Annotated in this window: 11 protein-coding genes; 6 read left to right on the forward strand and 5 right to left on the reverse strand. The window is 68.8% G+C overall.

What is annotated here, in order from left to right; all coding sequences use genetic code 11:
• Nucleotides 1-29 precede the first annotated feature (29 nt).
• The 3 genes from ABZX02_RS38705 (at nt 30) to secA2 (ending at nt 3,095) form a co-directional block, all read left to right on the forward strand.
• Nucleotides 30-350 carry a hypothetical protein gene (locus tag ABZX02_RS38705; protein WP_355306205.1) on the forward strand — a complete coding sequence of 107 codons (321 nt, stop codon included), beginning with the start codon at nt 30-32 and terminating at the stop codon, nt 348-350.
• Nucleotides 347-739: a PIN domain-containing protein gene (locus tag ABZX02_RS38710; RefSeq protein WP_355306207.1), complete on the forward strand. Its 393-nt coding sequence runs from the start codon at nt 347-349 to the stop codon at nt 737-739. Before ABZX02_RS38705 ends, ABZX02_RS38710 begins: the two co-directional genes overlap by 4 nt.
• 70 nt (nt 740-809) lie before the next feature.
• Nucleotides 810-3,095, forward strand: coding sequence for an accessory Sec system translocase SecA2 (gene secA2, locus ABZX02_RS38715; protein WP_355306209.1), 2,286 nt, complete (start codon nt 810-812; stop codon nt 3,093-3,095).
• A 3-nt stretch (nt 3,096-3,098) separates the two neighbouring features.
• Here secA2 and ABZX02_RS38720 read toward each other — a convergent pair whose 3' ends face one another.
• The 4 genes from ABZX02_RS38720 to ABZX02_RS38735 are packed head-to-tail and all read right to left on the reverse strand — an operon-like array spanning nt 3,099 to nt 7,975.
• Nucleotides 3,099-3,368 carry a hypothetical protein gene (locus tag ABZX02_RS38720; RefSeq protein ID WP_355306399.1) on the reverse strand — a complete coding sequence of 90 codons (270 nt, stop codon included), beginning with the start codon at nt 3,366-3,368 and terminating at the stop codon, nt 3,099-3,101.
• Nucleotides 3,369-3,411: 43 nt separating this feature from the next.
• The gene (locus ABZX02_RS38725) at nt 3,412-4,524 is read right to left on the reverse strand and encodes an aromatic ring-hydroxylating dioxygenase subunit alpha (protein WP_355306211.1); all 1,113 of its coding nucleotides are present in this window, start codon (nt 4,522-4,524) and stop codon (nt 3,412-3,414) included.
• A complete protein-coding gene (gene solA / locus ABZX02_RS38730; protein WP_355306213.1) occupies nt 4,521-5,612 on the reverse strand; it encodes an N-methyl-L-tryptophan oxidase in 1,092 nt (363 codons plus the stop codon). Before solA ends, ABZX02_RS38725 begins: the two co-directional genes overlap by 4 nt.
• The gene (locus tag ABZX02_RS38735; protein ID WP_355306215.1) at nt 5,609-7,975 is read right to left on the reverse strand and encodes an FAD-dependent oxidoreductase; all 2,367 of its coding nucleotides are present in this window, start codon (nt 7,973-7,975) and stop codon (nt 5,609-5,611) included. The genes solA and ABZX02_RS38735 overlap by 4 nt, the downstream gene beginning before the upstream one ends.
• 139 nt (nt 7,976-8,114) lie before the next feature.
• Between ABZX02_RS38735 and ABZX02_RS38740 the strand changes: the two genes are divergently transcribed.
• Entirely contained in the window at nt 8,115-8,939 is an 825-nt protein-coding gene (locus tag ABZX02_RS38740; protein ID WP_355306217.1) for a hypothetical protein, read from the forward strand.
• Here ABZX02_RS38740 and ABZX02_RS38745 read toward each other — a convergent pair.
• The gene (locus tag ABZX02_RS38745) at nt 8,924-9,694 is read right to left on the reverse strand and encodes an IclR family transcriptional regulator (RefSeq protein ID WP_355306219.1); all 771 of its coding nucleotides are present in this window, start codon (nt 9,692-9,694) and stop codon (nt 8,924-8,926) included. The two genes, ABZX02_RS38740 and ABZX02_RS38745, sit on opposite strands and share 16 nt — an antisense overlap.
• Before the next feature lie 119 nt (nt 9,695-9,813).
• Here ABZX02_RS38745 and ABZX02_RS38750 point away from each other — a divergent pair, with 119 nt between their 5' ends.
• Nucleotides 9,814-10,134 (forward strand): bifunctional 3-phenylpropionate/cinnamic acid dioxygenase ferredoxin subunit, encoded by a 321-nt coding sequence (locus tag ABZX02_RS38750; protein ID WP_355306220.1) that lies wholly within the window; start codon nt 9,814-9,816, stop codon nt 10,132-10,134.
• The gene (locus ABZX02_RS38755; protein WP_355306222.1) at nt 10,131-11,234 is read left to right on the forward strand and encodes an FAD-dependent oxidoreductase; all 1,104 of its coding nucleotides are present in this window, start codon (nt 10,131-10,133) and stop codon (nt 11,232-11,234) included. The genes ABZX02_RS38750 and ABZX02_RS38755 overlap by 4 nt, the downstream gene beginning before the upstream one ends.
• Nucleotides 11,235-11,311: the final 77 nt, after the last annotated feature.

Raw genomic sequence — 11,311 nt, forward strand, 5'->3', positions numbered from 1 at the left:
GTAGCACCAATCCGGTTACCATCAGAAACATGGCGGTGGAGAAGCTGAGCGTGTCGATGCCGGGCGTCGTCGTGGCCAGGGCACGACTCGCCGCAGACCGGGCCGGGGTGCCGCTGTCAACCTGGCTCGCCGAGGCGGCGGAAGCGGCCGCGGACCTCTCCGAAGCCCAGGCGGCCGCGCAGGAGTACGCCGAGAAGTTCGGCGAGCCGGACCAGGCCGAACTGGACGCGATCCGCACTCAACTCGCGGAAGCGGGCGTGGGCGCCCCCGAGTCACCGATCGATGCCGCGGCACGGGCAGCAGCACTGGCAAGGTTGCTGGGACTGCCGGACGAAAGGCAGGCGGGGTGAGCACGCGAGGCCTCGTTCTGGATGCCGGAGCGTTGATCCACGTCGAGGGCAACCCCAGAGGCCGCGTCTACGGGGCGTGCCGCGACGCGTTGGACTCGGGCACCCGCGCGTTGCTCCCCAGCGTCGTGCTCGCCCAGGTGTGGCGAGGAACGGCCAGGCAGGCACCCGTGTCGATGTTGCGGCGGATGTGCAAGCCGGTGCCCTTCACCGAGGACGTGGCGGAGGCGGTCGGCCGGCTCCTGGCGCTCGCGGGGACGGCGGACGTGGTGGACGCCGCCGTCGTCATCGCGGCCGTCAGCCACAACTGCGCGGTGCTCACCTCTGACCCCGGTGACCTCGGCAAACTGGCCGATGCCGTAGGTGTGCAAGTGCCCCTCATCGTCGTCTGACCGGACAAATCGGGCCTTCACAGTCAAGACCTCTGCGGAACCTGGAGCCGATGCCGTACGTTGCTGCGTCGTGACCACTCTCATGGCGCGCTTGAAGCAGCGGATGCGCAGGTTCGCGCAGAAACCGGGCTCCGTCGACCTCGCCCCGTTCCAGGCAATGCTCGCGGACGTGGAGAAACACGCTGACGCGTTCAAGGCGTTCAGCGACGAGGAGCTGACGGAACACGCGAAGAAGCTGCGCGACGAGAGCACCGACACCGAGCTCGTGGCCCTCACGCGGGAGGCCGCGGAGCGCGCCATCGGGCAGCGCCCGTTCGACGTGCAGGTGCTGGGCGCGCTGGGCATGTTGAGCGGCCTCGTCGTCGAGATGGCGACCGGTGAGGGCAAGACGCTCGCGGGCGCCATGGCCGCGGCCGGGTTCGCGATCAAGGGCAAGCGCGTCCACGTGGTCAGCGTCAACGACTACCTCGCCCAGCGCGACGCGGAGTGGATGGGGCCGCTGTACCGGCTGCTCGGCGTCACCGTCGGGTGGATCAACGGCAGCTCGAAGGCCGAGGAGCGCCGCGAGGCCTACCAGTGCGAGGTCACGTACGCGCCGGTCAGCGAGATCGGCTTCGACGTGCTGCGCGACCGGATCGTCACGAGCCCGGACGACCTGATCGTCCCGGAGCCGGAGGTCGCGCTGATCGACGAGGCCGACTCGGTGCTCGTCGACGAGGCGCGCGTGCCGCTCGTGCTCGCCGGTTCGACCAGCGCGGAGGCGGCCGACCCCGTCATCGCGGACCTGGTGAAGCGGCTGCGGCAGAACCTGCACTACGAGATCGACGACGAGGAGCGCAACGTCTTCCTCACGGGTGCGGGGTCGGAGGCCGTCGAGCGGGCGCTCGGCGAGATCGACCTGTACTCGCAGGAGCACGTGACGTCCACGCTGTCGAAGGTCAACGTGGCGCTGCACGCGCAGGTGCTGCTGCACCGCGACGTCGACTACATCGTGCGTGACGGCAAGGTGCACCTGATCAACGACACGCGCGGTCGTGTCGCCAAGCTGCAGCGGTGGCCGGACGGCCTGCAGGCCGCGGTCGAGGCCAAGGAGAACGTCCAGACCACCGAGTCCGGCGAGATCCTCGACTCGATGACGGTGCAGGCGCTGCTCTCGCGCTACCCGACGCGCTGCGGCATGACCGGTACGGCCGTGGCCGTCGCCGAGACGCTGCGGGAGTTCTACGAGCTCGAGGTGCTCGTGATCCCGCCCAACAAGGAGAACATCCGCGAGGACGAGCACTTCCGCCTCTACGCGACGCTGGAGCAGAAGGAAGACGCGATCGTCGAGGAGATCAAGACGGTCCACGAGACGGGCCGCCCGATCCTCGTCGGCACGCTCGACGTGGCCGAGTCCGAGCGCATCTCCTCGAAGCTGCGCGCCGCGGACATCGAGTGCGTGGTGCTCAACGCGAAGAACGACGCCGAGGAGGCGTCGATCATCGCCGACGCCGGCTCCTACCAGCGCATCACGGTCTCCACGCAGATGGCCGGTCGCGGTACGGACATCCGCCTCGGCGGCCACGAGGGCGAGGACCACGACCGCATCGCCGAGCTCGGCGGCCTGTACGTGATCGGCTCCGGGCGTCACTCGTCGTCCCGCCTCGACGACCAGCTGCGCGGCCGCGCCGGCCGCCAGGGCGACCCCGGCGGTTCGGTGTTCTTCTCCTCCATGCAGGACGACCTGATCACGCAGTACGCGCCGGACGCCGAGGACCCGTCCGAAGTGGACAACGACGGCCGCGTGCACGACAAGGGCCTGCTGCACACCTTCGAGCACGCGCAGCGCGTGGCCGAGGGCGTGAACCTGGAGATCCACCGCAACACCTGGCGCTACAACAAGCTGATCGAGCACCAGCGCGACATCCTGCTCAAGCACCGCGACGTGGTGCTGCGCACGGACGCGGCGTTCGAGAAGGTCGGCGAGAAGGAGGGCGTGTCCGACGAGGTCGCCTCCGACGCGGCCCGCAAGATCACGCTGTTCTTCCTCGACGACCTGTGGACGCACCACCTGACGTTCCTGTCGGACCTGCGCGAGGGCATCCACCTGCGCGCGCTGGCCCGGCAGAACCCGCTCGACGAGTTCCACCGCGAGGCGATCCCGGCGTTCAACAAGATCGTGCCGGAGTCGTGGGAGCTCACGAAGGAGAAGTACGAGGCTGCCAAGATCACCGACGACGGCTACGACCTCGCCGACGCCGGGGTCAAGCGTCCGAGCTCGACGTGGACCTACCTGGTGCACGACAACCCGTTCGGCTCCGGGCTCGAGGAGTCGATGAAGGGTCTCGTGAAGATGGTGCGCGGACAGCGCCGCTGACAGCTACATCTTCCCGGGGACGACGAGGTCGTCCGCGGGTCTGGCGGGCCGGGGCAACGTCTCGGCCCGTCTGGCGTTCAGCGTCGACACGGCGGTCATCTCGTCGGTGAGCTTCTTGATCTCCGCGAGGATGTCGAGATGTTCCTGCGACGGCGGTGGGCCCACGAAGTTGGACCTGTTGTGTGCCGTCCGTTCCGCGCGCTCGGCCAGCAGCCGGATGCGGCGCAAAAGTCCGTGCTCCCCGTCGGGGAGCAAGAAGTCGGGTTGCTCCATCACCCGTGCCAGCTTTCGCGTGCACGGGTGACGAGTCGATCCCCTAGTCGGCTGATTCCAGTTTCTGGACCAGCCACGCGTGGAAACCGCCGATGTGGTGCTCGGACGGCACCAGCACTCCGCCCTGCGCGTAGGCGCGGGAGGCCATGGCGGGCTGGCATCGCTCGCAGGCTTCGAAGTCCTGTTCGTTCACCCGGTGGAACAGCTCGACCGAGCGAGACACGTCACGGCCGGTGTCCACGACTTCCTTGGCGTAGAGCCAATCGCACTCGACGACCGTCCGGTCCGCCGCCAGCGGGTACATGCGGTGCACGATCACGTGGTCCGGCACGAGGTTGATGAACACCTGCGGTCTGACGGTGATGGCGTAGTACTTCCTGTCGCGTTCCTCTTCCAGGGCGGAGAGTTTCTCGAAGCCCTCGCTGCCGTCGACGGTGAAACCCTTGATCTCGTCACCGAACTCGGCGCCGTGCCCGACGTAGTACTGGGCCGCGTAGCCGTCGGCGAACTCGGGCAGCACCTCGGTGAGCTCGGGGTGGATCGTCGCGCAGTGGTAGCACTCCATGAAGTTCTCGATGATGAGCTTCCAGTTCGCCTTGACGTCGTAGACGATCCGCCTGCCCACGGACAGCTGGTCGATCTCGTAGCCGTCGATGGCGTCGAGCGTTCCCAAACGTTCGGTCACGGCGCTGAGGACGTCGTCCTCGAAACTCGGCGGATCGTCGGCGAGGTTCACCCATGCGTACCCGAGCCACTCGCGCAGGTGCACCTTCGCGAGTCCGTACGCAACGCGATCGACGTCCGGCATCGAGGTGAGATTGGGTGCGGCGATCAGGTTTCCGTCCAACGCGTACGTCCAGGCGTGGTAAGGGCACTGGAACGCCCGTTTGACCGTCCCGGACTCCTCGACGCAGATGCGCGCGCCGCGGTGGCGGCACACGTTGAGGAACGCGTTGAGGGCGCCTTTGCGGTCTCTCGCGACGAGCACGCTCTCCCGCCCGACCTGCACGGTGCGGAAGTCGCCGGCGTTCGGCAGGTCGGCTGAGCGGACCGCGCAGAACCACATCTGCTCGAAGACGCGCGCCTGCTCCCGGGCGAAGATCGCGGGGTCGGTGTAGTAGCGGCCCTCGAGGGTCGGGATCAGGCTGCCGGTCATGTGCCGCCTCTCAGACGAGCGGGGTCGAACAGTGCGATCGGGTGCCGCGTGGCCCCGTCGATGGCGAGGTCGGCCAGGATCTCGCCGACCACGGGCACGAACTTGAAGCCGTGCCCCGAGAAGCCGCACGCCACGGTCACGCCGTGCTCCCGGGCGATGACGAAGTGCCGGTCCGCGGTGTTGGTGTACATGCAGGTCGCGCCGCGCTGGAACGTGCCGGCGAGACCGGGCATCACGGCCCTGGTGGCGGCCGCCACCGCTTCGACCTCGTGCGCGTGCACGGTGCGGTCGATCGTCTCGGGCGTGCAGATCTCGCCGCCGTGGTGGAACGCGACCTTCACCGCGCCGTCGTGGAGCGGAAAGCCGTAGAAGCCGTTCGCGCGGTCCCAGATGTAGATCGGGTAGCCGGAGAGGTCCTCGGCCGGGGTGAAGTAGAACTGCACCTGGCGTTCGATCTCAAACGGGATTCTCAGTTCTGCCAGCAGTTCCGGCGCCCACGGCCCTGGGCACACCACCACGTGCTCCGCCTCGTAGGTACCGCGGGGTGTGGTGACCTTCCCGGGCTCCCAGTGGGTCACCGGCTCCTCGAAGCGCAGGTCGGCACCGGCACGGGTGGCGAGCGCCAGGTGAGCTTTCACGGACGTCTCCGGCACCACGAAGCCCGCGCCGGGTTCGTACAGGCCGATCTCGTCGGCGTGCGGGCGCAGGGCCGGGAAGCGCCGGCGCAGGTGAGTCGCGTCGAGCAGTTCGTGTGTCAGACCGAACTGCTCGACGCTCGCCCGGCTACCCGTGATGGCGCCGCTGTCCGGAGTGCCGACGATCAGTCCGCCGACCCGGTGGAAGATCTTCTCGCCGCTGTCGTGCTCGATCTGGTCCCACATCTCGTGGGCCCGCAGCAGCAGCGGCACGTACGCGAGGTCCTCGAAGTACGCCTGGCGCGTGATGCGCGACCCGCCGTGGCTGGAGCCGTGCGCGTGGGCAGGCGTGAACTTCTCCAGGCCCAGCACGCGTTTCCCGCGCTGGGCGAGCCGGTACGCGGCGGCACTGCCCATGCCGCCGAGCCCGATGACGACGACGTCGTACGTCACCCCCGCAGCCGCTTCATCCCGGGGTCGAACAACGGCTCCCGCGCGGGACGGGCGGTGACGCGCCGGCCGAGGTACTCGATCTCGACCTCGTCGTCGATCTCGCTGGGCAGCCACGCGTAGGCGATGTTGAGGCCGGTCGTGTAGCCGTAGGCGGCGCTGGTGACGTAGCCGACCGGTTCGCCCTGGTGGAACACGGGTTCACTGCCGAGCACGACGCTGTGCGGGTCGTCGATCGTGAGGCAGGTGAGCTTCTTGGTCGAGGTGAGGTTGTGCAGCGAGCCCTTGCCGAGGAACTCCTTGTCCTGCCGCACCGCGAAGCCGAGCCCCGCCTCGAACGGGTCGTGCTCGGTCGTCATGTCCGTGCCCCAGGACCGGTAGCCCTTCTCCAGGCGGAGGCTGGTGAACGCGCCGCGCCCGGCCGCGATGACCCCGTGCCGCTGCCCGGCCTCCCACAGCGTGTCCCAGAGCTTCGGGCCGAGGTCCGCGGTGGTGTAGAGCTCCCAGCCGAGTTCGCCCACATAGGACAGTCGCAGCGCGGTCACCGGGACGTTCTTGATGAACGCCTTCTGCGCCGTGAAGTAGCCCTTCCGCACGTCGAGGGTGTGCGGGAGGTCGTCGACCAGGTCGCGGGCGAGCGGGCCCCACAGGCCGATGCAGCACGTTCCGGCGGTGATGTCCCGGATGAACACGTCGGCGGGCGCGTGCCGGCTGAGCCAGTCGAGGTCGAGGTTGCCGTTGGCACCGACCTGGAACGTGGTGGCGTCGAGGCGCGCGATCGTGAGGTCGCTGCGCACACCGCCCTGGTGGTCCAGCAGCAGCGTGTAGACGACGGCGCCGGGCTTGCGGTCGAGGTTGTTGGTCGTCATGCGTTGCAGGAACTCCAGCGCTCCCGGCCCGCCGACCTCCAGCCGTTTCAACGGGGTCATGTCGAAGAGCGCGACCCGCTTGCGCGTCACCAGTGCCTCGGCGCCGCAGATCGGGGACCAGTACCGGCTCGCCCACTCGTCGCGGCCGGGCACCTCGGTGACCTCCGGCAGTCCCGCGTTGGCCTCGTACCAGTGCGGCCGCTCCCAGCCCGAGGCCTCCAGGAAGAACGCCCCGAGCTCCTGCTGCCGCGAGTAGAACGGGCTCGTGCGCAGCGGCCGCGGGCTCTCCATGGGCTGCAAGGGGTGCAGCAGGTCGTAGACCTCGACGAAGTTCTGGCAGCTGCGTTCCAGCACGTAGTCGGGCGCGAGCTGCACCTGCTCGAACCGGTTGAGGTCGCTCGAGTGCAGGTCCAGCTCCGGCTGCCCGTCGACGATCCACTCGGCCACCGACCTCGCGACGCCGGCGGAGTGCGTGATCCACACGGCCTCGGCGACCCAGAAGCCCTTCAGCCCGGGGTGCTCGCCCAGCAACGGCATCCCGTCGCTGGTGAACGAGAACAGCCCGTTGAACCCGCGGTCGACCCCGGCCTCGGCGAGCGCGGGGATCAGCCCGACCGCCGACTCCCAGGACGGCTCGAAGTCCTCCTTGGTGAACGGCAGCTCCGAGCCCGTGATGTCGCGTGCGGCGATCGGCATGGGCTTGTGCCCGTACGCGCCGATGCCCAGCGCCCTGCCGTGCGAGCGGAAGTACAGGTCGGCTTCCTGGTGCCGCAGGATCGGCCGGCGCGCCAACGCGTCCGCGTCCGCGTTCAGGTCGCCGGTGAACACGTACTGGTGCGCCATCGGCACGAGCGGCACGGTCAGCCCGACCATCTCGCCCAGCACCGGCCCCCACATCCCGGCGCAGGAGACGACGATGTCGGCCGCGAAGGTGCCGGTCCCGGTGCGCACCCCGGTGACCCGGCCGCCGGACGTCTCGACCGCGACGATCTCCTGCCCGAACACGAACCGCGCGCCACGCCCGATCGCCCGCCGTGCCTGGACCTCGGCGGCGTCGACCGGCCTCGCGAGGCCGTCGCTCGGGATGAGGAACCCGCCGAGCACCTGGTCGCGGTCGAGCAGCGGGTGCAGCCGCGCGACCTCGTCCGCGTCGACCAGCCAGCTCTCCACACCCCACGACGTGGCCCAGCCGTGCCGCCGGGACAGGTCCACGAGCCGTTCAGGGCTGGTCGCGATCTCAAGGCCGCCGACCTGGTCGAAGCAGCCGAGCGCGGTGTACTTCTCGACGGTGTAGCGGGCGAACTGCGTCATGCTGCGGCACGAGTTGGTCTGGAACACCAGGCCGGGCGCGTGCGAGCTGGACCCGCCGACGGCGATCCCGGCCGCCTGGTCGAGCACCGTGACGTCGGTGAAGCCCCGTTCGGTGAGCTCGTCGGCCAGCGCGCACCCGACGATCCCCGCCCCCACGAGCACCACGCGTGGCACTGCACCAGGCATCAGGACACCCCTTCGCCGCAGTTGCGGGTAACAGAACTCGTTCCGTTATGAGCAACAAAATCCGGCTCGTGGGGTCGGCTGTCAAGACCGCCGTTCGCGCGATCAGCGGGGAAACCGGGCGAACGCGTAGGTTCCGCGCATGGAGCCGATCACCCTGCACACGATGGCGCGCAGGTACCTGATGAGCCGCAACCAAAGGCTGCACGCCGAGTACGCCGAGCTCCCGGACGACGGGCGCAGGGGTCTCGGCTACACCGACGAGGCCAAGCGGATCTTCCCCAGGTACAACGTGGTGGCCGCGGTGCTGCTGGAGGTCGAGCGCCTCGACCCCGACGACCTGCCGCCCGTCGACCGGCTCGCCACCGCTCTCGCCACCGCCGCGTCGTCGGCGTGGTCGGTCTTCACCACCGATCTCGGCGCGGTCGAGGCCGAGGCGACGGCCGCGGAACGCGACCTGTTCCGCAGGGCGATCAGGAGCTGGGTGGCGGCGGGGGACCTCGTCGTCGAGCCGCTGCCCTACCGGCGCGTCTTCGGCGACGAGGAGGTGCAGGACTGGCGCCGGCGGCTCGAGCAGAGGTGGGGGTTCGCGAGGGACCAGACGCTGTGGCACCCGTTGATCACCGAGACCGTGCCCGAGGACGTGCTGGTGGTGAACGCCGACGCGATGTGGGACGCGGGCGGGTTCGAGCGGGTGCACGAGGCCCTGACCGCCATGGGACTGCGCCGGGTGGTCGAGATCCGGGAGCACGGCGACGCCAGCTGCCTGCTCGACCTCGACGAGTTCGCGCCGAGCTACACCGGGGCGGAGGGGATCTGGACCGACGACACGCTCGACTGGATCGCGTACGCCTCGCACGAGTCGTCGGTGGCGTTCGGCGGCACGCTCGCCGAACGCCTCCGCACGTCCTGGCCGGACCTCGCCGACTGGGACTGGGTCCCGATCTGGGATCAGCCCGCGAAGTAGCCGAGCTGCGCCGACAGCTCGCCGGCCGCCGACGACATCGCCGGCACGATCTCCGCGACCCGTTCCCGCGACAACCGGTACGACGGCCCGGACGCGCTCATCGCCGCGACGACCTCACCACGGTGACCGCGCACCGGCACGGCCACGGCGTGCAGCCCGAGCTCGAGCTCCTCGAAGCACGACGCGTACCCCTTCGCCGCGACCTCCTCCAGTTCCGAGAGCAGCCGTGCGGACTCCACGACCGTGTTCTCGGTGTACGCGTCGAGCGGCAACGACACGAGTCGCGCGCGCTCGTCCGTGGGCAGGTAGGCCAGCAGGACCTTGCCCGAGGACGTGGCGTGCAACGGCGTGCGCTGGCCGATCCAGTTCACGGCGGAGACGGCCGCGGAGCCGCGGGCCTGGGTGATGTTGATGGCGACGCCGGCGTCGTGCACGGCGATGTTGACGGTCTCGCCGAACGAGTCCGCGAGGGTCTGGCAGACGGGCTGACCGAGTTTGGTGAGGTCCATGCGGCCGGTGGCGGCGCCGGCGAGCCTCACCACCCCGAAACCGATGGCGTACTTGCCTCTCTCGCCGAGCTGCTCCACCAGGCCGCGCGACTCCAGCACGGAGACGAGTCTGGACACCGTGGACTTGTGCACGCCCAGCTCACCAGCGATTTCGGTGATGCCGGCCTCGCCCTGGGCGAGTAGCTCCAGCACGCTGATGGCCCTGTCCACGCTCTGCACCTGAGCTGCCGAGTCGGAGTTGCTCATCGCGCAACAGTAATCGACAGGCAAAACAACCGGCTGGACTCTTGACGGCGGGTCGCGCGAGGCTCACATTGTGTTGCGTCATTCGGAACGTGTGCCGCGTAACGCAACGGAGGCCGACGATGATCCGCGCCTGCGCTCTCATGGACCTGCCCCCAGGGGAGGCGGTTCGCATCGTCGGCCCTCACGCACCGATAGCCGTCTTCAACGCCGACGGCGTCGTCTACGCCATCGACGACACCTGCACCCACCAGGACGCCTCCCTGAGCGAGGGGTGGCTGGAGGGGTGCTTCGTGGAGTGCCCGCTGCACGCCGCGAGCTTCGACCTTCGCACCGGCGAGCCGACTTGTCTGCCCGCCAAAAGACCGGTGAGGACCTATCCGGTGCGTGTGGAAGATGGAGTGGTCTATGTCGAGGTCGAAGTGAATAAGGACGTAGCGTGAAGACCATCGCCATCATCGGCGCCTCACTGGCCGGTCTGAGGTCGGCGCAGGCACTGCGCCAGCAGGGGTACGACGGACGGATCGTCCTCATCGGCGATGAGGTCCATCTGCCCTATGACCGGCCTCCTCTCTCGAAGGACTTCCTGCTCGGCAAGGTCGAGGCCGTGCCTCTCGCGGACCAGGAGGACCTCGACGAGCTCAACGCCGAGTGGCGTCTCGGCGTGAAGGCGACCGGCCTGCTCTCCGCGCGGGAGATCGAGCTCAGCGACGACACCACCGTCGAGGCCGACGGCATCGTCATCGCGACGGGCGGGCTGCCGCGGACGATTCCCGGCACGCACGTGCTCAGGTCGCTGGACGACGCGATCAAGCTCCGCGAGGCGTTCGGCACCGCGCAGCACATCGGTGTCATCGGCGCCGGCTTCATCGGTGCCGAGATCGCGTCGAGTGCACGCGCTCTGGGTAAGGACGTCACCGTCGTCGAGGCTCTCCCCACGCCGCTGACGCGTGTTCTCGGTGCCGAAATGGGAACGGCGTGTGGACATCTGCACGGCGACCACGGATCAACATTGATCACGGGAATCAACGTTGATTCGGTCAACGTTGACGGCGGAATCAACCTCGCGGACGGACGCGTTGTCGACGCCGACGTCGTCGTTGCGGGCATCGGGACACGCCCGGCCACGGATTGGCTCGCGGGAGGGCCGGTCAACCTCGACAACGGCGTTCTGTGCGACGCGGGTGGCGTGACGAACCTGAAGAACGTCGTCGCGGTCGGCGACGTCGCGAACTGCGCGGGACATCGCGCCGAGCACTGGACGTCCGCGACCGAACAGGCGCAGGTTGCCACCCGCAACTTGCTCGCGGGCGAGACCGTCGCGACGCACACCCGCGGTGGCTACGTCTGGTCGGATCAGTACGGCGTGCGAATCCAGTTCATCGGACGAGCGACGGACGACGTTCGCGTCGAAGATGGGTCCATCGAGGACAGGAAGTTCGTGGCGACCTATCGAGACGGTGAGAATCCGGACGACATTGTTGGCATTGTGGCCATGAGCAACGCACGGCTTTTCACCAGACTCCGCCGGAATCTGAAGTAACGGTCGTCACGGTTTACCGCCACCGGCGACCGGACATACCCGAGTGTCCCTCGTGGACACATGAACCAGGGAGGCTT

It is taken from the genome of Lentzea sp. NPDC003310 (genome assembly GCF_040610935.1).
Taxonomy (GTDB): domain Bacteria; phylum Actinomycetota; class Actinomycetes; order Mycobacteriales; family Pseudonocardiaceae; genus Lentzea.

What these genes read in the sequence shown, in the direction of transcription:
- ABZX02_RS38705 (WP_355306205.1), top strand. Translation starts at nt 30, where the DNA reads ATGGCGGTGGAGAAGCTGAGCGTGTCGATGCCGGGCGTCGTCGTGGCC.
- ABZX02_RS38720 (WP_355306399.1), bottom strand. Translation starts at nt 3,368, where the DNA reads ATGGAGCAACCCGACTTCTTGCTCCCCGACGGGGAGCACGGACTTTTG.
- ABZX02_RS38725 (WP_355306211.1), bottom strand. Translation starts at nt 4,524, where the DNA reads ATGACCGGCAGCCTGATCCCGACCCTCGAGGGCCGCTACTACACCGAC.
- ABZX02_RS38735 (WP_355306215.1), bottom strand. Translation starts at nt 7,975, where the DNA reads ATGCCTGGTGCAGTGCCACGCGTGGTGCTCGTGGGGGCGGGGATCGTC.
- ABZX02_RS38740 (WP_355306217.1), top strand. Translation starts at nt 8,115, where the DNA reads ATGGAGCCGATCACCCTGCACACGATGGCGCGCAGGTACCTGATGAGC.
- ABZX02_RS38745 (WP_355306219.1), bottom strand. Translation starts at nt 9,694, where the DNA reads ATGAGCAACTCCGACTCGGCAGCTCAGGTGCAGAGCGTGGACAGGGCC.
- ABZX02_RS38750 (WP_355306220.1), top strand. Translation starts at nt 9,814, where the DNA reads ATGATCCGCGCCTGCGCTCTCATGGACCTGCCCCCAGGGGAGGCGGTT.